We start from the raw sequence: 23,681 nt of genomic DNA on the forward strand, positions 1-23,681 counted from the left end.
ATTTGTAGGGGCAAAGCATTGGCTCAAACATCTTTATTGATTTCGATAATGTAAAATTGCCAATGCTTTGCCCTCTTCTGTTAAACTGTCTGTTTGTTGTCTATTTTTATCATGACCAGAACGTATAAAACACAGGAGGTGATCGCACGGAAAAAATAGCTACAACTTGGGCAACAATATTAGCAAGAAGGGAAATGGGAGAATCATTACAAATCATAGCTCAAGATTTAGAAATACCATACACCACAGTTAAAACTTATGTTAAATTAGCACCACGGGCGCTGAAAGATAACCAGAGCAATATTTAACATGATTATGTATTTGGTGAAATTAGCGATCGCTTTTTCCAATATGTGAATTATATTAAATTAGCGAGCGCCAAAAAAGATTAAATATTAAATTTAATCTTGTTTATTTTGAGGAGTAAATTAATAGTGAAAGCAAAAATCAGAGATACAGAAATCTATTTTGATATTGACGGTTGTGGGTTAGCAGTTGAAGAACAGGGAATACGTGAAAAACCAGTTGCTTTCATCATTCATGGTGGACCTGGAGTAGACCACACCAGTTATAAACCTTGTTTTTCTCCCCTCAGTCATCACCTACAAATGGTCTATTTTGATCATCGGGGTCAGGGAAGGTCAGGACGTGGATCAAAAGAAACCTATACCCTAGAAAATAACGTTGAGGATATGGAAGCTTTACGCCAATATTTGGGGTTAGAAAAAATCATTTTAATTGGTTCTTCCTATGGGGGTATGGTTGCCCTTTCCTATGCTATCAAATATCCGCAAAATGTTTCTCATTTAATAGTAATTGCCACAACAGCAAGTTCTCGTTTTTTACAACGCGCTCAAGAAATTTTAGCACAAAGAGGAAACCCAGAACAAAAAGCGATCGCCTCCAAACTTTGGGCAGGTAATTTTGAAAACGAAGAACAGCTACGGGAATTTTTTAAAATCATGAATCCAATGTATTGCCAAACCAATAACCGCAAAACAAATTCTCCAGACTCAGACCAAACTATCCTCTCAGTTGATGCCATTAACATTGCCTTTAGTGGCTTTTTAAGAAACTATAATATCCTCAACGAATTACATAAAATTACCTCACCAACACTGATAATTGCCGGACGACATGACTGGATATGTCCACCAGAATTTTCGGAAGAAATTGCCCAAGCTATTCCTAACGCCCATTTAAAAATATTTGAAAATAGCGGTCATTTAATTCGTGTTGATGAACCGCAATTACTCTTAGATGAAATTATTAATTTTCTCACTAAGCTGTTACATAGCTAAATTGTATAATCCTAATATTCTGAACTCTTGTAGAACAGGCAAGATGCCTGTTCCACTTATACAAATTAAATGCACAACAGCTTATCCTAAAATGCTTAAATATTGTGGGGTGGGTATCTTGCCCGCCATTCTCAATTACCAATTACCAATTACCAATTACCAATTACCAATCACCAATCACCAATCACCTTTTTATCATTTTGATAAAAGCCGCACCTGTAACTAATCCGGCAAACTGTCCCCAATAACCAGGATTAGTAAAACCACCATCAATATTTAAACTACCAATTCCATAAAATGACTGTTGAATAAACCACCAAAATAAATACCAAAAAGCAGGAATTTCCACAGGAATAAAGATAATAATTAAAGGTAAAATCGAATCTATTTTCACCTTCGGAAACTTGATAATATAAGCACCTAAAATAGCAGCGATCGCCCCATTTGCACCAATCACAGGTACACTTAACTTAGGATTCATAAAAATTTGCATCATCCCCCCAAACACACCAGCAGCTAAATACAGCAATAAATATCTTTGATGTCCTAAATTTCTTTCTACCGTCTTACCAAAAACCCACAGAAATAAAATATTACCCAAAATTTGACTAAAACTACCATGCACAAACAACGAAAGTGGTAAGGCAATTAACCGCCAAATTACAACTATCCAAGCCGCCGAATTATAAAAAATAGCATTAGTTAAAGCAGTGTTAGTTTGTTCAGGAATAATCCCCCAATTGCTGACAAAGTTACCTAATTTCCCACTTACATCTAATTGTAATTCCCAACAAAATATCCCCAAATTAATGCCAATCAACCAATAAGTAATAATTGGTTTCTTCCAACTATAAAAGTTATCACTAATAGGAATCATGATCAATGGTAATGGGTAATTGGTAATAGGTAATTGGTAATTGGTAATAGGTAATTGGTAATTGGTAATTGGTAATTGGTAATTGGTAATTGGTAATAGGTAATTGGTAATTGGTAATAGGTAATTGGTAAAAATAAAATTGATTACCCAGTCACCAGTCACCAGTCACCAGTCACCAGTCCCCAGTCCCCAGTCACCAGTCACCAGTCACCAGTCACCAGTCCCCAGTCACCAATCACCAGTTACCTGTGGCAATATTGTAATGAAGTAATATTACACTCAACTTAGCAACCGAGATGATAGGAAACACACTTGTAGGAAGATACCAGATTATCCGCCATCTGGGAGGAGGGGGATTTGGAGAAACTTATGTTGCTTCTGATACTCACTTACCTGGTTCTCCTCAGTGTGTTGTCAAAAAACTCAAGCCTCAGTCTAGTAACGCTGCAACTTTAGAAATAGCCAGACGTTTATTTGATACCGAAGCGCAGGTTTTGTACAAGTTAGGTACTCATGATCACATTCCCCAACTTTTAGCATACTTTGAGGAAAATGCCGAATTTTATTTAGTTCAAGAATTTATTCCTAGTCATGATCTCTCCCAAGAGTTATTACCAGGAAAAACCCTCACTCAAGATCAGGTAATTTCTCTATTACAAGAAATTTTGGAAATTTTAGACTTTGTACATCAACAAAAGGTAATTCACCGTGATGTTAATCCCCGCAATATCCTCAGACGTGATCAAGATAGTAAACTAATTTTAATTGATTTTGGGGCAGTTAAAGAAATTACCACCCAAGTCATTATACCTTCTGGTCAAACTCCCGCTACTGTTGCTATTGGCACACCTGGTTATATGCCTGGAGAACAAGCCCAAGGTACACCAAAATTAAGCAGTGATATCTATGCTTTGGGAATTATTGCTATTCAAGCAATGACTGGTTTATTACCTCAGCAATTAGAAAGAGATGCAGATACTAATGAAATTATTTGGCGGAATCATACCACTGTCACGCCAGAATTTGCAGAATTTATAGATAAAATGATTTGTTATGATTTTCGTCAACGTTATGCTTCAGCAACGGTAGCATTACAAGCACTGCAAGAATTAGTTAAACCTCTCTCTGGAACAATAGTTTTTAGTCCTCCTGCGCCAGTTAATCATATCAAACCTCAACCATCTAAAAAATTTCTATTGTTCAAATTAGTATCAGGAATATTTTTATTAAGTTTAGGGGGAATTGCATCAATATATATCTTTAATAAAATCAATACTCATAACGCAGTTGATTTATATAACCAAGGGAATACACTTTTACAACTCCAAAGATATGAAGATGCACTGGCAAATTATGAAAAAGCAGTAAATATCAAACCTGATTATTTTCCAGGATGGTATGGTCAAGGTAAAGCATTATTTGAATTGAAAAAATATCAACAAGCAATCAAAGCTTATGACAAAGCAATTCAAATTCAACCTGATTATTTAGAAGCTTGGATTGGTAGAGGTTTTGCCTTATCAAGTTTACAGCGATATACAGAAGCAATTTCTGCTTTTGATAAAGCCTTACATGAAAAAGATGATTATCCAGCAGTGTGGAATGCTAAAGGTGATGCTTTCAGAAATTTAAAACAATATGATAATGCTATTAAGTCTTATGATCAAGCAATTGAATTGCAATCCGATAATTATGAATCTTGGTATAAAAAAGGTTTATCTTTACAAAATATCAAACAATATAATGATGCAATTACAGCTTATACACAAGCAGTAGAACTAAAACCAGACTATACAGCAGCTTTATATAATTTGGGTAATTCCCTAGTAAATTTAAACCGCTATGAAGATGCTTTAAAAGCCTATAGTCAAGTCGTGCAATATCAACCCAGTCATTACCGATCTTGGTTTTCTAGAGGTAATATTTTAGTGACATTAAGAAGATATGCTGAAGCAATTGACTCATTTAAGGAAGTGATTAAATATCATCCTAGTAATTATCAAGCTTGGTATACTTTGGGATGGTCACTACATCAAAGTCAACGTTATACAGAAGCGATCGATGCTTATCAAAAAGCAATTTCTTTGAAAGCAAATGATTATCAAGCATGGTATAATTTAGGAAATTCACAATATAAGTTACAGAGATATGAAGATGCTTTTGCATCCTATAATAAAGCAGTTAATTACAAAAAAAACCACTATGAAAGTTGGTACAGCATGGGCAATGCGTTATTCAATTTACAACGATATCAAGAAGCGATAAAATCCTATGATCAAGCTATTAAATATAAGCCCGATTACCAACAAGCAATAGAAGCCCGCAAACAGGCAGAAAATCAAATCCAACCCGACAAATCTCTCCCAATTGTTGTACCTATTTTGCCAATGTCTAATTAATGAAAACCCCTCGACACCTGAAAATTAAATAAGTAGAAAGGCACAAAAAAACCGCAGTATGTAACGAAAAGTAAAGTTACCTAAAAGTCTCTTCCCTCCTGCTTTCTGCCTCCTGCCTTCTGGCTTGCCATAACGACCATTTTTAACGCCTACCTACTTAGGGGATGCTGAATAGTTGCTTTTCCTTATACTCCTGGATTTTGATTTGAGCTTGAGCATAAGCATCAGTATCTTCAGGAATTTTTTCCAGGAATTTGATTGCACCAGCAAAGTCTTTCCTTAAAGCTTTATGATAAGCTGAATGTAAAAAATATTCGGCTCTAATTTGCCTTTTCTGATTGTATTCAGCTAATTTTTGTTGCACTATAGCACCAGCAGAACTTTCTGGAGGAATTTGGCGCAGATATTCTAAAGCAGCCGAAAAATCTTTCTTTTCTGCGCTGGCGTAAGCTTTATTTAATAAAGTTTGTGTTTTTGCTTCTAGGTTAGTTTCTGTTTTTTCAATTAGTTGTTCTCGTTTAGAACGCCAATAGGAAGTGTAGGGAATTTGCGTAACAGCGTGCATGGCATCTAACAAATTACCTTCATCTAATGCTTGTTCAGCTACTAAATAATTTTTAGTATCATTGTGCCATTGCTTTTGCCATTCTGCAATTGTCTCTTGAGCTTCTGGATAGACGTTGCTATAGGAGGGAATTGTTTTGGCTAAACTAATTGCTTTTTCTAAATTACCGGTTTGATATTCTGTGATTGCTTCAGATAAAGTTGCTGTTTCTGAATTAGCTTGATAACTATTAGCTAAAGCATAAACTCCCAAACCAACTACCAAAGAATTAATGGTGATTCCCCATTTCATTCCTGCTAATAATGGATCTAATTTTTTATTTTTATCTGCAACAGCTTTTTTGGTAGTAATGGGAAACTTTGAAGTCGCAATTGCAGATGCCCGATGCTTCCATGTTATGTGTTTAAATACCCATAGTGCTTCGCTGGCAGATTGAAATCTTTCCTGATAATTATAGCGAATCATTTGGCTGATAAAAACAGCCAGATATTCGTCAATGATCGTATCTTCACAAGTCCAAGGAACTTCATTATTAGCAGGGTCAATTTTTAATTGCAGTGGTGTTAATCCTGTTAAACCTTGGAGTACAATCATTCCCAAAGCATAAATGTCACTATTGGGTTGTGTTTGTCCTAAAAATTGTTCTGGTGGAATGTAACCCAATGAAGTCACGGGAATCTGGGAAATAGGTAATTCGGCATCAGTGCTAAAATCAATGGGTTGAATTGAACCAAAATCTATTAGCACTAATTTATCATCACTAGAACGTCTGATTAAATTTTCTGGTTTGATATCACAGTGAATAAAACCTTGAGAATGGACAAATTCGAGGATATTTAATGCATCTTCGAGAAATGTCATCGCTTGAGTGGTACTCCACTTCTGTCCCTTGTTTTTATTTATCTTTAATTCTACGGATAAGGGTTGTCCGTAAATATATTCCTGTACTAAATAAAACTGTTCATTTTCTTCAAAGCAGGTGATCAGTTTAGGAATTTGGTCATGTTCTCCTAAATGCTTCAGGGTTTCGGTTTCGGTCAGAAAACTTAGTCTGAGGTAGTCAAAGTAGGAATTAGATTGATAGTGGTTGACTTTTAGCTGTTTAACAACGTATCTGGGTTTTTCTGGGTAATCAACATCTTTGGTATCTTCGGCAATATAAGTTTGCCCAAATACACCTGCACTAAGGCTTTGAATAATTTGGTAGCGACCTTGCAATAATTTTCTGGCGATTTGTTCAGTCATAAGTTCCTTACTGAGAAATCTATTAGATCAGTTGTTACTCACCTTTTCTCAAATTTCTTCCTCTCTCCGGAATAGGGAGAAATGATTTTTTGTAGCTTTAAATAAGGGGGACTTTAAATAAAGACTGCTCTTAAATCTCTATAAATGCCGGTATATAGCCAAAAATAACCCAATATCAACTTTTTACTGGGTTTTTCTATCTCACGATTAATCAAAATATTCGTCACATAAAATACATACAAATCCCGATGTTTTATTAACACCTGAAATAAGTCATATTACTTACATATATGTCTATTTATTTACTTTTTTGACATTTTTCAGCAGTCTGATGGGTTTTAGGTCTTAGGATCAGGATGGGAGGAATTGAAATCGGTTTGGTGCAGAAATCAAAAAGTGGTAATTTACTTGAGCGATCGCTATTGATATGTAGGGTTTGCTGAATAAACCTAAAACCTTGATATATCAAAGGTTAGAGGCTGATAAACACAGAAATTAGTGCAAGGGTTTTGAAGGGTATACCGGAAAAAGTGTGCATTTTTTGGGATTTCAAGAGATGGCAAAGAAATTTTCAAATCTTCTCCTGACTCCTGACTCCTGACTCCTGACTCCTATGCCCTCACGGAAAGACTTTCTCAGCAACCCCTATGTAGACGCAGGACTTTTTCAGCATCCCCTAATTAGATACATCACCATTTCCATCAATTTTGCAATTTTGCAATTGAGTCTTGATTTATGAGTCTTGATTTATGAGTCTTGATTTCTTAGCTATTAGTTGCCGGTTATTTTCTCCCCTACTTCTCCATCTTGCCATCTGCCCCAGGTTCTAGCTTTTATTCACCGTCTGTCAAAGGTTTTACGACTTTAGCGATCGCCTCTTGGATAAATACTTTTATAAACTCGTCTCGGCGATTCATCTGAAATTGCTGCTGTACTACTTCCGTCATTCCCCCATCACCCCAATCTTGATCATGGCGAAAATACTCAATAAAGCTTTTGCCGGCAATGCGCGTTAAATAAGCTGCTGTTACTCCTTGAATAGCGCGACCAATGATAAAAGTAGCAACATGAAGTTGCAAAGCCGTTGATAGTAATTCAATAGCTCCTTTAACAATACCTAAACCAGCAATGGTTTTTCCTAAAGATAAGGCTAATTCTCGCCCCCGTTCCATATTCAAATCACAACCGTAAACCCTGCCAATTTCTACCACCATTTGGGCGTTAACTGCGGCGGTAGCTAGTAAGTCTACCACTGGTAAAGGAGTTACAGAAACCACACCAGCGCCGATCCATTGATAGCGGTCTACAATTTTATCAGCTTGACGGCGACGTTGAGAATCAATTAATTTTCGGGCTTCTTCTCCTAAGCGGAGAGATTGTAAAAGAATATTATCTGCAACTAAATCTTCACCTTCAGCCCGTAGTACAGAAGCCATACGTCGCAATAAGGAGACTATATCTGGTTCTGGTTGGAAAATTTCCCCGGTTTCTAATTGTGCGGGTTGGGGGTTAGCAGCGATCGCCACCACATCATTACTAGCAATATAATCTTTTACCCGTTGACGCAACTTAGTTAAGATAGCTTCTTGATCCTCATCTGTATATAAATCAGTTTTATTGAGAACCAAGAGCGATCGCTTACCAATTTCTGCTAAACCCTTCAACGGCTCATATTCAGAACGCCGTAAATCATTATCTACCACAAATAATAATAAATCTGCTTCCGTCGCCAAAGCCCTGGCCAGTTGTTCTCGTTCTGTGCCGGCAACTCCCGCTTCTAAAATTCCTGGCGTATCGGTAATTAAAATTTTTCGTTCTAATCCCTTTAAGCGTAAACAATAGGTTTCACCCACCTGAGTTGTACCCATTGGCGCATTTACCTGCCCGACTATCCGCCCCATAATCGCATTTACTAAGGAAGTTTTGCCAGCACTCCCTGTTCCAAACACCACTACTTGAATTTCCCCCCGTGCTAAATTCGCTTCTATTTCCTTAGTGCGACTCAGTAAAGCTTGACGGGTAACTTCATCTTGAATTTGTGCCACCTGTTGACGTACAGCTTGCAGAGTGCTAGAAGCCGCATCAGACTTAGCCGCAGGAATTTGGCTAGGGGTAACGCGTCTGCGATTACGTCGTGATTTTTCCTCACCAGACCGCAAAACCAAAACATAATATATAAAGGCTGCAACCAACCCTGCCAAAAGAACAATCAGCAGCAACAGCAGCAGATTACCTAATAGGGGAGAATAGGATAGTTGCCAATAAAGCCGAGTCAGGGAATCAATCAGCCACAGGGCTAACCCCAAAATGATAATCAAACCAACAATGAGCGTGACTAGGCGAGACAGAGGCATGAATCACAAAAATGAGAGGATATTAAGTAGGCAGATGCTTCTGATCTTAATCGTCGTCATCAACTACGTACAGTACAAAAAGACAAATTTTGCTAAACTCAGATGCAGTGCATATCCAATGTTCCCTTAAATTCAGTCAACAGCGAATAGTGCAGAAGATTGGTAATATAATGTTAAGAATCCGCGTTTAGTTGGTTCGCGGAAGTGGGGAGTTAGAGGATTTGAAAAGCATCTAATTTTTTATTTAGAAAGGGATGAGTATATTTAAATTGTTCGATTAATTCATGCTGCACGGGATATTTCACAGATTTTAGCTGAAGAAGAATAGTTATGATTAAGGTAAAAATATACGATCAAATGGTTGCTTGCGATAACGCCGATAAATATTAAAGTCTTTGTCTAGAGTTGCAATAGCAGAGATATTTAATCTTTCCGAAATAGCAATCAGCGATAAATCGGTAAAATCTCCTGGTAGATCCTGATAACTTGTGTTAAGTTCCTGGATTCTTTCATAGTCCGATGGCAGTAAATGTTCACATAAAAATACTTCCAGTGATAAAGCAGATAAAAATTCGTTCTGCACTTTTGTATTTGGGGCAAGTAACCACATCACTTCTGTAACATAGGCAATTGTTGTGATGAGTTGACTGGTACAGGTACTAAAAAAATTAATAACTTTTTGGTGATACTTGTCTTTACGGTCATAGAAGGCAACAAGAATCCCAGTATCAATTAATATTAGGGGATAATTATTATTCATGAGTTCTTGTTTGATGTCTTGCTTGAATTATGTCAGAAATTGCTTTTTTGCGTACATCTCTATCTGACAAATCTCCTGATCCTTCTAGTAAAAATTTGGGATAACCGCCCATTCTTTCTAATACTGTTTTAGGTGGAGCTTGATAGTTGTTAACAGATGTTTCTAAAGATGAGATAAATTTTAAAACAAGTGAAATTTGTTGATCATCAAGGTTGGCAATCGCTTCTAATAGTTTTTGGTGTGGACTGGTGGAGTACATAGAAATTTATTACTGTTGTGATAATTTACAGTTTAGCAAATAAGAAAAGCGATCGCATCTTTTCACATTTTTCAAATAGCGATACCTTCGGTAAGCTATCTCTACGAGACGCTACGCGAACGCTAACGTACTCCCCACATCCCCAAAAAGCGATCAATCTCTCATTCTCACTGTAGCAGAATAGCAGTTTTAGGTATTGGGTTTGAATAACAAAAGTATAGTCATATATCCATATTTTGTTATCTCAACCCAAGCTATTGCTAAACCCGTACAAATTCAACGGATAAACCCCCTCTAAGTATTAACACAAATAAATAAGTCTAAACTCAACAATTCTTAAATCTTAACGCCTATACACAATTATAAAATGCTTCCCAAAAATTCAAGAAGATTCTTAATATTTGCAACAATAATGAAGATAACAGCTTGGAGTCATTACCTGTGAACCCTCCTACCACCACCCCAACACAAACCCAAAATCGCAAAGCGGATCATATCCGCATCTGTCTTGAGGAAGATGTCCAAGGTCAGCAAGTCACTACCGGACTAGAAAAATATCGTTTTATTCATTGTTGTTTACCGGAATGCGATCGCACCGACATTGATATCAGCACGACTTTTTTGGGAAAACAGCTTCACGCACCAATCTTAATATCTTCCATGACTGGAGGAACAGAACGCGCAGGAATGATTAACCGTCGTTTGGCAGAAGTCGCCCAGCAATATAAACTAGCGATGGGTGTAGGTTCTCAGCGTGTAGCTTTGGAAAAACCCCAAGTTGCTGATACTTTCGCTATTCGTAAATACGCCCCAGATGTGCTTTTATTTGCTAATTTAGGTGCTGTACAACTTAATTATCAATGTGGTGTTGATGAATGTTTGCGAATTATTGATATTTTAGAAGCTGATGCTTTAATTTTACACATTAACCCGCTACAAGAGTTCATTCAACCCAGAGGTGATACTAATTTCCGGGGATTGTTTGACAAAATTGCCGATTTATGCAGTAAATTACCAGTTCCTGTCATTGCCAAAGAAGTCGGTAATGGTATTTCTGGGAAGATGGCTGAAAAACTTATATCCGTAGGAATACAGGCTATTGATGTCGCAGGGGCTGGTGGTACATCTTGGGCTTTGGTAGAAAGCGAAAGAGCCGAAACATCATTACAGCGTAGATTAGGAAAGACTTTTGCCGATTGGGGGATACCGACAGCAGAATGTATTACCAGTATTCGCGCACAGTTACCGGAAATACCTTTAATAGCGTCTGGGGGGTTACGTCATGGGTTAGATGTAGCCAAAGCGATCGCTCTTGGTGCAGATATCGCTGGTTTAGCAATGCCTTTCCTGCAAGCAGCAGATGTATCATCAACTGCACTACAAGAATTGACAGAAGTCTTAATTGCCGAAATCACCACCGTGTTATTTTGTACTGGTAACAGAACTTTGTATCAGTTAAAGCAATCTGACAGTTTGCAGCGTATACAATAAAAAGAGGCAGGAGTCAGGAGGCAGGAGTTATTTTTTTAATTGTTCTGTTCCCTGTTCCCTATTCCCTATTCCCTTTCCTACCAGATATGATAGGTATTCAAAAGGACATATTATAACCAATGAATAACTTTTTTAAACAAACTTGTGCTAGTTTAATTGGTAGCTTACTAGGACTGATTATTTTCTCTGGTGTTGGTAGTCTAGGCTTATTATTTATCATTATCGCTGCTACTGCTAAAGATACAAGTCCACAAGTTAAAGATAAATCTATGCTGGTGTTTGACTTGTCAATGAAAATCACTGACAGTCAACCTAGTTCCAGTGACTTTCTGCAAAAAACCTTAACAGGTGTAGATGAAGAACAAATCACACTCCGCAAAGTGATTGAAACTGTGGAAAAAGCGCAACGTGATCCGCGTATTGTGGGTATTTATATAGATGCTACCAAGTCAGGTACAGCGAGTAGTTTGGGTTATGCTTCCCTCAAAGAAATTCGTCAAGCGTTAGATAAATTCCGTGCATCTGGGAAAAAGATTATCGCATATAGTACAGATTGGAATGAACGGGAATATTATCTGAGTTCAGTAGCTGATAAGATTGTACTCAATCCTGTAGGCATGATGGAAATCAACGGTTTGAGTTCACAACCGATATTCTTAACAGGAGCATTGGAGAAATACGGGATTGGTGTTCAAGTAGTACGGGTAGGGAAATTTAAAGGAGCAGTAGAACCTTTTCTCCTGGATAAACTGAGTCCAGAAAATAGACAACAAACCCAAAAATTATTAGATGATGTGTGGGGAGAGTGGCGAACTTCTGTAGGTAAAAGTCGGAAAATTCAACCGCAAAAATTACAGGCGATCGCCAATAACCAAGCTATTTTAGAATCTACCGCCGCAAAAGCTAACGGTTTAGTCGATCAAATAGCTTACCAAGATGAAGTATTTGCTGATTTGAAAAAGTTAACTGCTAGTGATGAAGATGATAAAAACTTCCGACAAATTAACATGACTGATTATGCCGAAGTTCCTGGTAAATCAATGGGAGTAGAACGCAACTCAGAAAATAAAATTGCAGTTGTTTATGCAGAAGGAGAAATAGTCGATGGTAAAGGAGAAGATGGACAAATAGGAGGCGATCGCTTTGCCCAAATCTTCAGAAAAATTCGCCAAGATGAAGATGTAAAATCTGTAGTTTTAAGAATTAACAGTCCTGGTGGTAGCGCCACAGCTTCAGAAATCATACAGCGAGAAATAAAATTAACTCGACAAGTTAAACCAGTGATTATTTCCATGGGTGATGTAGCTGCTTCTGGTGGTTATTGGATTGCCAGTGATTCTAATCGCATTTTTGCTGAAAAGAATACTATTACAGGTTCTATTGGTGTCTTTGGAATATTGTTAAACGGTGAAAAATTAGCCAATAATAATGGCATCACCTGGGATACAGTAAAAACAGCCCAATTTGCAGATACTCAAACAGCTGCTCGTCCCAAATCACCCCAAGAATTAGCACTGTATCAACGCAGTGTTAACCGTATTTATAATATGTTTATTAATAAAGTTGCCGAAGGTCGAAAACTACCCCAACAAAAGGTAGCAGAAATCGCCCAAGGTCGAGTTTGGTCAGGTGTAGCAGCAAAACAAATCGGTTTAGTTGATGAAATTGGTGGTTTAAATGTTGCTATTGAATATGCAGCCAAAGCCGCAAAATTAGGTAACGATTGGGAAGTACAAGAATATCCAAGAGTGACAACTTTAGAAGAACGTTTTTTTGGCAGAACACTACAAGAAGCCCAAGCAAAATTAGGACTTGAAAAAAATCTGATTCAGCCAAATAACTCACTTTTAGCAGAATTTGAGAAATTTACACAAGAAGTTGCCATTTTACAGAAAATGAACGACCCCCAAGGCATTTATGCCCGTTTACCTTTTAATTTGAAAATAGATTAATAAGCCTGGGGACTGGGGACTGGGGACTGGGGACTGGGGACTGGGGACTGGGGACTGGGGACTGGGGACTGGGGACTGGGGACTGGGGACTGGGGACTGGGGACTGGGGACTGGGTAATCAATTTTATGTTTCCCAATCAACTGTCAACTGTCAACTGTCAACTATCAACTGTCAACTATCACCAATCATCAATCACTAAAATATAGTGTAAAGTAGTGGGAACTTTACCTCACTCCTCTACTTTACACATCCATCTATGGATATAAAAACGAAACGCTTGTTACTGCTTGTTGTTTCCTGTAGTTTATCTGGTGTTATTTTAGGCGGAACTGCTAGTTGGGCAGAAAGTAAAATGTGTATGCGTGCTGATACAATTACCAGTGAATGTATTACCCAAAACCCAGTCGAAAAAACAATTCAAGGTATGAGTACGGGATTATTAGCTGGTGCGGGTGCTGCTTTTGGTGCAGCTTGGAATTTACGTCATCAAGACTAAACCCAGATCCCCGACTTCTTGGAGAAGTCGGGGATCTATAGCGATAACTGTTAAAAGGTCAAAAGCGATAATTGCGATCGCCTATCCACATACTCGTTGGTACAGCATTACCTTGAGGATCTACTTTCACCCTGACAATGATCGGTGTTCTACTTCCATTTCGGTTTTGCTGTGCTTGCAACAAATCATTATTAATCTGTTGTCTTTGTTCTTCGGAAAGATAATAATTTTCCAAACCGTAATTAATCAACCCATCTTGATAATTACCCTTTAAAGCTACCTGATTATTAGCTAAATAAATCGGGCGATCGCTACTCACACGCACTGGTTTCCAAGCTGCGGGAACATTACGATTAAAATCACGATTCAAACCACGATTAAAATCACGATTCAAACCACGGTTAAAAGATTGTTGTTCCTGCAAAATCAAATATAATGTACTGCCTTGATTGATTCTGCCATTTCTCAGAGAATTTTCTCTTACCCAATCTTTCCAACCCGGTAATCTTCGCAAATTTTCGGTACGAGAGATATTATAATCAAAGGACAAAGCAGAACCCTGTAACACATTATTAGAATATGCAGGTAAAGTTTGCAAAATCACACTTTTACCTGTCATTTCTGTATACATTGCTTGGGTGGGAACTGCTAAAATTAACCCTACTTGCAGCATTAGAGGTGCTACTAACCGCCAAATTGGTAATGGTTGATTGGCCTTTTGTTCAGTAGCAATTAAGTAATCACGAAAAGTTAACTTTTCGGAAAATTCCTTTTCTGGAGTTAAGGTTTTATTTTGTTCTGGTGAGTTATTTTTCATAATTGGTAATTGGTGATTGGTAATTGGTAATTGGTAATTGGTGATTGGGGAAAGGTAATTGGTAATTGGTAATTGGTAATTGGTGATTGGTGATTGGTGATTGGTAATTGGTGATTGGGAAAATACAAATAATTTACCCTTATTCCCTATTCCCTATTCCCTATTCCCTATTCCCTATTCCCTATTACCCATGACTAATAGGATTTATAACGCAGAGATTTAATATATTTTTTAATTCTAATTTCCGCAATTGTAGCCGTAGAGAAGGCGGTTAGGACATTAATCTAAACTAAAACCTTGACACTCAAAGGCGTTTAGCACTGTCACCTGTCACCTGTCACCTGTCACCTGCTATTGTTTTTTAACAGTAGCACGTTCCTGTAAACGACGTTCAAACCAAAGACCGGCAGAAATCAAACCAGAACCACACAATACAAACACCAATGATCTAAATAATAAATCAGTGTCGTACTCTAGAACCCGGCTGATAATTTGCAGGATAAATAATAGCATACCACACCAAAAAGAAGTTCTGTTACTCAACTTTAAACCTTGTTGCATCAGTCCCCAAGCTAACGTGATCAACAGAACATTGAAAACAAAAATGCCTAGTTCAGTAATACGACTTATAGCTTGATGCCAAAAAGGTACAATGACAATGAAACTCAGAAAAATGCTAATGACAGTGATAGTAAAAAATACTTCTCTGCGGGTTGGGTTATGACGATGACGAAACAGAAATAACCATTGCAACACTGCTAAACCGCTAAGAATGCCTAAATCAATGATAGGCAAAGATTGAAAAACATTGGAGAAATTATTTGGCGAATTACCAAAACTGAAAGATTGCCATTGCCAACGGAAAGACAATAAATAAAACACCACAGCAAAACACCCCAAAGCTAAATTACGGGCTATATTTTGAAATAACCGATAATTAACAGTTGGGAACAACAAATCATCATAACTCCAAAATAAAGCAGGTGGTAATGCTAAAGCAAAAGAAGCAACCCAAGGAATAACATCAGAAAAAGTTAATAATGGTAAAGGATTGAGATTGTATTGTAGAGAAAGAGTAAAAGCGATCGCTGCTAAGATAAAAATCACCCGTGAACGACAAATATACGCCAAAGGTACAAACAACAACCAAGAAATTAACGGCGTATGTCGCACAGCTAAACGCGCCCAATTAAAATCACTACCAGCAGACCAAAATTCTCTCAGTCCTAACCAATAACCAATTTGTAACAGGATAATAGCCACAACACCCAAAGAATTGAGTGATAGACTATAAGCCATGAGTAAAACACCAAACCCCCAAGCTAAAAATAACTGGGTAGCTGAACCGCTAATATTAAATATTTGCGCCATCAGCATTAAAGTTGCACCCAAAATTAAGGCGCTGAGAATGAGTAAAGCTTCTCCTAATAGACGTTTGTTGCGTTGTGGTTTTTTACCTTCTCCCTTAGCAAGAGTCGGTTCTCTCCAAGTCAAAAAACCCGTGATAGCAGTAGACAAAAACAAACTCATCAACAAGATAAATTTAACTTCTCTTGACCATGTTTGCCAATTTGCTGCTACAAAGATAATGATACCTAAAATTAAAAGTAAACCACCGACAGCAATGGCTATTAAACCAGAACTTTCTTTTGCAGCCGCTTCTATTTTGTTAAATTGATAACGGTCGGCAATTTGCTGGTATTGGGAAGAACTGATAAGTCCTTCATCTCGCCAAAGTTGTGCTTCTTGGCGCAGTTTTTGTGGAAAATTATCTAAGATCATGACCTCTCCGGTGCAAATGGGTTAAAGGAGGCAAGAGTTGAAAGGCAGGAGGCAGGAGGGAGGTAGGAGAAAGCTTACAGGGGGATTCAAACCCACCTTTAATCGAAGACAGCTAAATCTGAGATTGTGGCTCTTGACTTAAACCCATACAGGCGAGGCAAAAAGACTTTATTGTTTATTGAAAATTTTCCCTTCTGCCTCCTGCCCTCTGCCTTCTGCCTCGCCCGAAGGGCAGTTAATTTAACAACTGTCAAAAAACGGTTAGCTTCTAGCCAAAGGCCAGAAGCCGCGCCGGACGCGCTTTAAAAACGCAATCTCAATGTTGGTCATTATCTTTTCAGTATGCAGCCAAATGCCTTAATTACATTGTTCTGGTGTAACACTTTCAATATTGTGCTAAATAGCTAAAATTACCCAATTTGTAAATATGGAAAAGCCTTCAAATTTATTACTTAAAGTTGCCCGTCGTTTATTTGATGATGCAGATGAACAAGCAAAGTTTATTGCATCTTTAGTTAATCCTCAACCTTTTGCACCTTGTATTCTTTGGTGTCAAGACAAGCTTGAAGTTTCACCTTTTGCAGTAGAAACACCAACACTTTGGCAACCAGAATTTGTAGATCGTTTATCTTTGGGCGAAAAACCAGGTCAACATCCTTTACATCAACAAGGATATTTTTATTGTTTAGATTTTTCTTCTGTATTTGCGGCTTCTGTGTTGTTAACAATTAATCAACCAGTACCTTTAGTATTTGATATGTGCGCTGCACCAGGAGGCAAGAGTGTATTTGCTTGGAAAGCGTTAAAACCTGATTTATTAATTAGTAATGAAGTCATTGGTAAACGTTTAGGGATGTTAATTTCTAACTTGAAACGTTGCCATATTCAACCTAGTTGTGTGGTAAATCGAGATTCTAGTATTTTTGTAGAGATGTTTGCAGAATCTAGTAATTTAGTCTTAGTTGATGCACCTTGTACGGGTCAATCTTTACTAGCAAAAGGTGAAAAAGCACCGGGTTGTTTTCATCATACTGCAATTAATAAAAGTGCTAATCGTCAAAAAAGAATTATTGCTAATTCAGCCCAAGTTGTTGCACCTCAAGGGTATTTAGTTTATATGACTTGCACCTATTCCCCAGAAGAAAATGAGCAGGTTTGTGAATGGTTGTTAGCAAGATTTCCCCAATTTCAAGCTGTGGAAGTTAGTCATTTATCTAAATATCAATCACATTTAACAAGTATTCCTTGTTATCGGATGTTTCCGCAGGATGGTTTGGGTGCTGGTGCGTTTACGGTGTTGTTTAAAAATATGAATGAAGGAGACATGAAAGAGAATAATTTAGACGCTATACTTTCTATGTGTAAATATGATAATTTTACAAAAACCTGATCAATTCAGGTTTTTATTTCTCGTTTTCTCGTTCCCATGATTACCAACCATTCAATACTGCTCGGTTAAGGCTAAAAAGTCATTATATGGTAGGTTGGGTTGAGGAACGAAACCCAACATTCTCAAGGATTTTTTTGGGTTTCGCTGTCGCTCAACCCAACCTACATTTGCTTAACCGATAAGTATTGACCAACCATTTACAAATCTCATTTGTTTATCTGTAGAAAATCGTATAAAATTTATGTCAAATCCAACTCTGAAAGCAAAATATTGGTGGTGGGTATTCGCCACAACTATTGCCATTGTTATTGGTTTTTTCTTGGGTTTATTTTCTAGTTTACCGGCAATCAATTCTTCTTTATCTGCTATTTCCGGTTTTTGGGGTGGTGCGTTGGGTGGTTTATGTGTGGGTATTGCCCAAAAGTTAGTTTTACGCCATCAATTATCTGCTAAATGGATATTAGCCACTACTTTTGGTTTCAGCATTGGTTGTGGTATCGGTAGCCTCATACTTGTTATGACTTCTAATGGTATTATTAGCTCAATTTTTGGCTTAGTCAGTGGTATCATTTCCCTGAGTTTTGCCCAAGCACGAACGATGAAATGGCAGAAAAATAAGACTCTTAAATGGTTAATTGCCAATTCTATTGGTGTTACAGTGGGCGCAGGTATAGGGGTATTAGCTTGTATTATCGCTGGTGTTATTGCTGGGCAAATAGTCAGAGGAGGTTTAGAAACTCTAGGGACAATTTTGCTTGCGGCTACAGTAGCAGGTAGTTTAGTGATGGGATTAACTTACGGTGGCATTACTGGTTTATTTTTGATCAAATTATTGCCAAATCTTCAGACTATGGGTGTAGATTCTGAAAATTTGTAAGTGGTAAATAGGGTTTTATGGGAATGAATTATGGCAGGATCTATCTTACTGTAAATTTGAGGCAGAGCCTCGATTAAGCATTCCCAGTCTCTGACTGGGAACGAGCAGTAATTAATTTTTTAGTGGTTGTTTATGTTAATGTTGTAGTCACTTTTTGTACTTCCTCAATTGATAATGCTAAAGCTTGGGCAATTTGTTCAACAGTTAAACCCATTTGCAATAATTTGGGTATGGCTTCTTTTCTCGCTTGTTCTGCTTGTTCTGCTCGTTGACGTTCAGCTTCTTCTGGTAACAGAACTAAGTTTCCTTGTTGATCATAAAATCTTAACCAAGTGGCGGTTTCTCTTGTTAGTATTCCTTGCCAATTTCCTAACCAAAATTCTAATGTTTCACACCATAACCAGCCTTTTTCATTAGCTGTTAAAGGTTGATAAACAAAATGATTATCTAAATGCCAACCTTTTAAGGAGTGAGGATCAAAAGGATCATAAACAAAATAATCTCTAGTTTTAAAGATGTTTTGATAAAGTTCTTTTTTGAGAACCAAATCTACATTCTTAGTTGAGGGAGACATTAATTCAATAATTACATCTGGGTAGCGTCCTTGTTCTTCCCAAACTACCCAACCTTGACGAGTTTCTTTATTGGGGACATTCAAAACAACAAAAAAATCTGGACCACGAAAATCTTTATTTCTCAGTTGTTCACTACTATAGTAGATAAACATATTCCCGCCAACAAAATAATCTTGACGGTCTGACCATGCTTGTTGTAAAGAATAAATTAAAACATTCATGGCGATGCGGTGGCGGTTACTTTCCAAGGGAACTCCATCATCAAATATTAAATCGGTTGGTGGTAGGGGGGGTTCGTAGTCTGGGATAACCTCAACTGGTGGAGTCTGATTTTCTGTAATATTCGTTAACATGACATCACCTGAGACTATTGACATATTTATCTATGATCTTAGCTGTCAATTGATAAGTATTCAGCCATCAGCTATCAGCTTTCAATGCTAAAATACAAAGAACAATCACAAATGCACAGAGTGTAAATTTACTCAATTAATGCTGCTAAATCTTTGTTTCTGCCATTATAAGCTGATTACTGATTACTGATAGCTGAATGCTGACAACTTCTCAAGTTATGGTAGGTAAGTGTTGACGATTTTTCCACTATGCCACAAGTAATTATTGCCTCTGGTTCTCAAATATCTGCGGATGCTGGTGCTGCTGTTGCTAACCAAGGAGGTAATGCGGTTGATGCTGCGATCGCTGCTACTGTTGTTTCTATGTGTACTGATTTGGGGGTGATGGCTGCCGGTGGTAGTGGTTTTATCACTATCTGGCCAGCTAATGCTGATCCTATTGTCATTGATGGTTATGCAGAGATGCCAGGAAGAGGTTTAGAAGATGAGCGTTTTGGCCAGGGTATTCGGGAAGTTTTCTTTGATTATGGTGGTGAAATTAGTACGGTGCTTGGTTATGGTAGTATTGCCACTCCGGGAATGTTTGCGGCTTTGGGCAAGGCTTGGGAACAGTACGGAAATATACCTTGGGCTGATGTGGTAGCACCTGCACGAAAATGGGCTAAACAAGGTTTTCCCCTTTCTGGGGGTGCGGCGGAATATTTACATTACACCCATGCAGCTATTTTTGGGTGGCATCCTGACAGCTATAAGACGCTACACCATGAGGATGGTACTCCCCTACAACAAGGGGAAATTGTTCATGTTCCTGGACTAGCTGAGAGTCTAGAATTGATTGCCCAGGAGGGGGTACGGGCTTTTTATACTGGGGAATTAGGAAAGCGGATTGTTGCGGAAATTCAGGAAAATGCAGGTTTGTTAACGGCGGCGGATCTGGCTGCTTATGAGGCGGTAGAGCGATCGCCTATTTGCATTAATTTTGATCATTGGCAAATTGCAACTAATCCTCCTCCCGCTGTGGGTGGTGCTTGTTTGGCGGCAATGTTGTTACTTTTAGATGATAATTCTGTGCAAGAATGGAATTTAACGACTGTTAAACAAATGGTAGAGGTGCAACACGCAGTTTTAAACTACCGCAACCATCATCTTGATTTTAGCAGCGATCGCACTGGGGAAACTGCAAAACTCCTAGAATTAGCCCGTGTGGGAAAACCGCAAACTCTGTTATCTTCACCTTCAACTATTCACATTTCCACCGTTGATAGTAACGGTTTAGCTTGTTCTATTACCGCTTCTGCTGGTTATGGTTCGGGAGTGATGGTTGGTGGTACTGGGTTTTGGTTGAATAATTCTTTGGGAGAAATAGAATTACATCCCCAAGGATGTCACCATTTAAACCCAGGAATGCGTTTAACTTCTAATATGTCCCCAACTATTGCTAGATGTGCTGATGGTAGGGTTTTAGCTATTGGTTCTCCTGGTGCTTCTCGTATTACCACAGCCATAGCTCAAGTATTGCTGAATTTTGTTCATTTGGGAATGTCATTAGAAGAGGCGATCGCCCATCCTCGTCTTCATGTTGAAACTAGGGATGGTAAACCTACTGTAGTCATGGAAGCTGGTATTCCCAAGGATGAAATAGGGGGTTTTATTACCCATTGTTTCCCTAAACTCTCTATGTATTTTGGCGGAGTGCAGGCCACTTTATGGCATCCCCAACATGGTTTATCTGCTGCTGCTGATCCCCGTCGTACTGGTGGGGTTGCTAGGGGTGGTAATTGACAATTGACAATTGACAATTGACAATTGATAATTGTTTCATTAAAGGTTTAAAACCTACCCTTGAAAGGGGAAAAAGCCAAAAATTCTGCTTTTGAAATCCTCTGAATTTCAGGGATAGGTAATTGTCAATTTTTAATTGTCAATTATAGGAGCATCCTAAATGTGTAAGTTTATTTTTATCTCACACAGCAAATTACCCCAGGCTTTATTTGATTGAACCGCAAGGGACACAAAGTACACAAAGGTAAAAGAGTTGGAGAGAGTTTTTGGTGTTGCTGCATTTATTTTTTCTTATTTTTTCAAAATTTGGATGCTCCCTCAATTATCAATTATCAATTATCAATTATCAATTATCAATTGATCACCAACTCTTGCAACACCTGCTGTAAATCACTTGTTAACTCAGATACCGCTTGTCTTGCACCTACTCGACTACCTTTATAGGTGGGATAACGTTCAGATACAGATATTGGTTTACCTACGGAAATTTTGGCTTTTTGTTTACCTAATTCTGGACGGTTTAAAGGATTATTACCTTTAATTTTATTCACCATATCCCATAATAGTAAAGTCGTTTCAGCAAATCTTTCTACTGTGGGTTTTTCGCGGATATAAGTACCAGAAACTGCTACAAAACTTTCTACTAATCTCATGTGCCACATCCGAAAATAAGCTTCTTCGGCGATTCTATCCCCTAGACTTTTCTCAATGGTTGATAATGATTTCATATCTTTAAAATCTTCCCTAAATATATAATTCCATCCGGCTTGTTCTACCCTTCTACATCGATCATTCCAATTACCTCTTGATGGTAAATCAAAATATTGTTCAGCAATGAATAACGCTATATTCATTACAGATTGTAATCGGTAAGCTAAGGCTTCATTTCTATCTTTAATTTCCCCATTAGTAATCTTTTCATCTGGCAAGGTTTGATGATAAAATTTGCTGTAAAAATTCTCCATGATAGCTAATAATTGTTCTGCCAAAGTCAATAATCGGGGATAAAGTAACTCAAAGGAACTACTATTATTAGCTGATTGAAAATTTAAACCACTCGCAATTTCTAACTGAGTTAATAAATTAGCGATCGCATCCCAAGGTTCATCAACATAACTATATTTTAACCCAATTGGGACAATTAAAACTTCTTCATTTCTCCCTGCTTTTTGTAAATCTTCTACACACCAAAAACCCATTTGAGCAATACCCGGTTCTAAAGGGCTAATAATTTCTGATAAACCATTATTAGCACCTTCGGGAGCAGCGGCCATGGGGAACTTACCATTAATATATAAATCTCTGGCAGAACGCAACCCCATCCAGTCAGCTTTACCTCTTTGAATAGGAGTACCACCTAAATTAGCAGCTAACCAACCTATATATTTACCAGCCCATAAAGGAATACCCCGATCATAAATAAAATGGGCATGAATGGGATATTGTAAATTTATATTTTGCTGTTTTGCTACCTTGGGTAAAAGCTGAGAAAATAAATAAGTTAAACAAAAAGGATCTTCTGTTTTTGGATGACGAAACGCTAACATAAACCGAATTTTACCAGCTTGAAACTGATCATAAAGCTCCGCTAAAACTTCTACATTTTCTGCTTCAATTTGGTTAATGGGAGTTTTCCAGCTGATCCAGTGGGGTAATAACAAATGTACGCATTTTAACAACAAGGGGTTAAAGGCTGGGGGGATAAATTCTAAGGGTGGTTGCGCCTGATACATAAAAAATAGGAGATCAAGGAGTCAGCAGATCAAGGAGTCAGGAGATCAAGGAGTCAGGATATCAAGGAGTCAGGAGATCAAGGAGTCAGGAGATCCAGGAGTCAGGATATCAAGGAGTCAGAATGAGTCAGAAGGATTACTTGTTTAAAATAGCTTTAGCATAACTATCTAATAACCTACTCACTTCCTTTAATTGCAACATTAATTCTGATGTATCACCATATTGTAAATCATTTGCCAGAATAAGATAATATCTACATTCTTCCACAGAAGCTTGTGCAATATTCATAAATCTTGCTTTATCTGCATCTCCTTTTTTCTTAAACCCTTCTGCAATATTTGCAGGAATAGAAACAGATGCACGTCTAAACTGAGAAGTTAGCCCATATATTTCTGATTTAGGAAAATTAGCCGTTAATTGATATACTCCTAATACAAATTGATGTGCTTTTTGCCAAACTATTAAATCTTCAAATGTTCTTGCAGGTTGCATAATTATGACATAGGAGATCGAGGAGTCAGGAGATCGAGGAGTCAGGAGATCAAGGAGTCAGGAGATCCAGGAGTCAGAAGGCAGGAGTCAGGAGGCAGGAGGCAGGAGGCAGTCCCCAGTCCCCAGTCCCCAGTCACCAGTCACCAGTCCCCAGTCCCCAGTCCCCAGTCCCCAGTCCC

At 37.9% G+C, this 23,681-nt stretch carries 22 protein-coding genes and 2 pseudogenes; 12 read left to right on the forward strand and 12 right to left on the reverse strand.

The genetic code is table 11. From position 1 onward, the window contains the following. Positions 1 to 131: 131 nt before the first annotated feature. The 3 genes and pseudogenes from H6F47_RS19800 to H6F47_RS19810 all read left to right on the forward strand — a co-directional run. Positions 132 to 308: pseudogene (locus tag H6F47_RS19800) on the forward strand (CRISPR-associated endoribonuclease Cas6); the annotation flags it as partial. 126 nt (positions 309 to 434) lie between these two features. Further along, positions 435 to 1,301: an alpha/beta fold hydrolase gene (locus H6F47_RS19805; protein WP_190650652.1), complete on the forward strand. Its 867-nt coding sequence runs from the start codon at positions 435 to 437 to the stop codon at positions 1,299 to 1,301. A 43-nt stretch (positions 1,302 to 1,344) separates the two neighbouring features. Next, a complete protein-coding gene (locus H6F47_RS19810) occupies positions 1,345 to 1,527 on the forward strand; it encodes a hypothetical protein (RefSeq protein ID WP_190650661.1) in 183 nt (60 codons plus the stop codon). Here the strand turns inward: H6F47_RS19810 and H6F47_RS19815 are convergent. Then, a complete protein-coding gene (locus tag H6F47_RS19815; RefSeq protein WP_190650659.1) occupies positions 1,486 to 2,178 on the reverse strand; it encodes a rhomboid family intramembrane serine protease in 693 nt (230 codons plus the stop codon). The genes H6F47_RS19810 and H6F47_RS19815 overlap by 42 nt on opposite strands. Before the next feature lie 124 nt (positions 2,179 to 2,302). Between H6F47_RS19815 and H6F47_RS27605 the strand changes: the two genes are divergently transcribed. Both H6F47_RS27605 and H6F47_RS19820 read left to right on the forward strand, forming a co-directional pair. Beyond that, a complete protein-coding gene (locus tag H6F47_RS27605) occupies positions 2,303 to 2,449 on the forward strand; it encodes a hypothetical protein (RefSeq protein ID WP_206755156.1) in 147 nt (48 codons plus the stop codon). A 25-nt stretch (positions 2,450 to 2,474) separates the two neighbouring features. Next, positions 2,475 to 4,577 carry a serine/threonine-protein kinase gene (locus H6F47_RS19820; RefSeq protein WP_190346601.1) on the forward strand — a complete coding sequence of 701 codons (2,103 nt, stop codon included), beginning with the start codon at positions 2,475 to 2,477 and terminating at the stop codon, positions 4,575 to 4,577. A gap of 157 nt (positions 4,578 to 4,734) precedes the next feature. Here H6F47_RS19820 and H6F47_RS19825 read toward each other — a convergent pair whose 3' ends face one another. From H6F47_RS19825 to H6F47_RS19840, 4 genes are all read right to left on the reverse strand, one after another. Beyond that, the gene (locus H6F47_RS19825; RefSeq protein ID WP_190650654.1) at positions 4,735 to 6,387 is read right to left on the reverse strand and encodes a serine/threonine-protein kinase; all 1,653 of its coding nucleotides are present in this window, start codon (positions 6,385 to 6,387) and stop codon (positions 4,735 to 4,737) included. A gap of 833 nt (positions 6,388 to 7,220) precedes the next feature. Next, positions 7,221 to 8,741: a GTP-binding protein gene (locus tag H6F47_RS19830; RefSeq protein WP_137668620.1), complete on the reverse strand. Its 1,521-nt coding sequence runs from the start codon at positions 8,739 to 8,741 to the stop codon at positions 7,221 to 7,223. Positions 8,742 to 9,075: 334 nt separating this feature from the next. After that, positions 9,076 to 9,501 (reverse strand): PIN domain-containing protein, encoded by a 426-nt coding sequence (locus H6F47_RS19835; RefSeq protein ID WP_190650656.1) that lies wholly within the window; start codon positions 9,499 to 9,501, stop codon positions 9,076 to 9,078. Next, positions 9,494 to 9,760, reverse strand: a complete 267-nt coding sequence (locus tag H6F47_RS19840) for a hypothetical protein (protein ID WP_199291226.1) — start codon at positions 9,758 to 9,760, stop codon at positions 9,494 to 9,496. Before H6F47_RS19840 ends, H6F47_RS19835 begins: the two co-directional genes overlap by 8 nt. Before the next feature lie 441 nt (positions 9,761 to 10,201). On the opposite strand from H6F47_RS19840, the gene fni reads away from it, so the two are divergent. Then, positions 10,202 to 11,251, forward strand: coding sequence for a type 2 isopentenyl-diphosphate Delta-isomerase (fni, locus tag H6F47_RS19845; protein WP_190346603.1), 1,050 nt, complete (start codon positions 10,202 to 10,204; stop codon positions 11,249 to 11,251). Positions 11,252 to 11,370: 119 nt separating this feature from the next. Further along, positions 11,371 to 13,203 carry a signal peptide peptidase SppA gene (gene sppA / locus H6F47_RS19850; protein ID WP_137668618.1) on the forward strand — a complete coding sequence of 611 codons (1,833 nt, stop codon included), beginning with the start codon at positions 11,371 to 11,373 and terminating at the stop codon, positions 13,201 to 13,203. On the opposite strand, the gene H6F47_RS19855 is transcribed toward sppA, so the two are convergent. Beyond that, on the reverse strand, positions 13,200 to 13,340 hold the full coding sequence (locus H6F47_RS19855) for a hypothetical protein (protein WP_190650657.1): 141 nt from the start codon (positions 13,338 to 13,340) through the stop codon (positions 13,200 to 13,202). The genes sppA and H6F47_RS19855 overlap by 4 nt on opposite strands. A 120-nt stretch (positions 13,341 to 13,460) precedes the next feature. Here H6F47_RS19855 and H6F47_RS19860 point away from each other — a divergent pair, with 120 nt between their 5' ends. Next, positions 13,461 to 13,700, forward strand: a complete 240-nt coding sequence (locus tag H6F47_RS19860; RefSeq protein WP_187039436.1) for a hypothetical protein — start codon at positions 13,461 to 13,463, stop codon at positions 13,698 to 13,700. A gap of 58 nt (positions 13,701 to 13,758) precedes the next feature. Here H6F47_RS19860 and H6F47_RS19865 read toward each other — a convergent pair whose 3' ends face one another. The 3 genes from H6F47_RS19865 to H6F47_RS19870 form a co-directional block, all read right to left on the reverse strand. After that, positions 13,759 to 14,517, reverse strand: coding sequence for a GDYXXLXY domain-containing protein (locus H6F47_RS19865; RefSeq protein WP_137668617.1), 759 nt, complete (start codon positions 14,515 to 14,517; stop codon positions 13,759 to 13,761). Further along, positions 14,514 to 14,645, reverse strand: a complete 132-nt coding sequence (locus tag H6F47_RS28595) for a hypothetical protein (RefSeq protein ID WP_277877163.1) — start codon at positions 14,643 to 14,645, stop codon at positions 14,514 to 14,516. The genes H6F47_RS19865 and H6F47_RS28595 overlap by 4 nt, the downstream gene beginning before the upstream one ends. A 223-nt stretch (positions 14,646 to 14,868) precedes the next feature. After that, positions 14,869 to 16,299, reverse strand: coding sequence for a DUF2157 domain-containing protein (locus tag H6F47_RS19870; RefSeq protein WP_190346606.1), 1,431 nt, complete (start codon positions 16,297 to 16,299; stop codon positions 14,869 to 14,871). A 427-nt stretch (positions 16,300 to 16,726) separates the two neighbouring features. Here H6F47_RS19870 and H6F47_RS19875 point away from each other — a divergent pair, with 427 nt between their 5' ends. Together H6F47_RS19875 and H6F47_RS19880 are read left to right on the forward strand one after the other, a co-directional pair. Then, positions 16,727 to 17,689 (forward strand): RsmB/NOP family class I SAM-dependent RNA methyltransferase, encoded by a 963-nt coding sequence (locus H6F47_RS19875; protein ID WP_096568666.1) that lies wholly within the window; start codon positions 16,727 to 16,729, stop codon positions 17,687 to 17,689. A gap of 241 nt (positions 17,690 to 17,930) precedes the next feature. Then, positions 17,931 to 18,566 (forward strand): hypothetical protein, encoded by a 636-nt coding sequence (locus H6F47_RS19880; RefSeq protein WP_096568663.1) that lies wholly within the window; start codon positions 17,931 to 17,933, stop codon positions 18,564 to 18,566. A gap of 130 nt (positions 18,567 to 18,696) precedes the next feature. Here H6F47_RS19880 and H6F47_RS19885 read toward each other — a convergent pair whose 3' ends face one another. Continuing rightward, positions 18,697 to 19,494, reverse strand: a complete 798-nt coding sequence (locus H6F47_RS19885; protein WP_096568661.1) for a Uma2 family endonuclease — start codon at positions 19,492 to 19,494, stop codon at positions 18,697 to 18,699. A gap of 249 nt (positions 19,495 to 19,743) precedes the next feature. Between H6F47_RS19885 and H6F47_RS19890 the strand changes: the two genes are divergently transcribed. Further along, entirely contained in the window at positions 19,744 to 21,276 is a 1,533-nt protein-coding gene (locus H6F47_RS19890; protein ID WP_096568658.1) for a gamma-glutamyltransferase, read from the forward strand. Between the two features lie 353 nt (positions 21,277 to 21,629). Here the strand turns inward: H6F47_RS19890 and H6F47_RS19895 are convergent, their stop codons facing one another. Further along, on the reverse strand, positions 21,630 to 23,009 hold the full coding sequence (locus H6F47_RS19895; RefSeq protein WP_190346608.1) for a 1-acyl-sn-glycerol-3-phosphate acyltransferase: 1,380 nt from the start codon (positions 23,007 to 23,009) through the stop codon (positions 21,630 to 21,632). 136 nt (positions 23,010 to 23,145) lie between these two features. After that, positions 23,146 to 23,502, reverse strand: a complete 357-nt coding sequence (locus tag H6F47_RS19900) for a four helix bundle protein (RefSeq protein WP_096568651.1) — start codon at positions 23,500 to 23,502, stop codon at positions 23,146 to 23,148. Between H6F47_RS19900 and H6F47_RS19905 the strand changes: the two are divergent. Next, positions 23,497 to 23,681 (forward strand): annotated as a pseudogene (locus tag H6F47_RS19905) (hypothetical protein); the annotation flags it as partial. The gene H6F47_RS19900 and the pseudogene H6F47_RS19905 overlap by 6 nt on opposite strands.

The organism is Sphaerospermopsis sp. FACHB-1094 (assembly GCF_014696195.1).
Classification (GTDB): domain Bacteria; phylum Cyanobacteriota; class Cyanobacteriia; order Cyanobacteriales; family Nostocaceae; genus Sphaerospermopsis; species Sphaerospermopsis kisseleviana.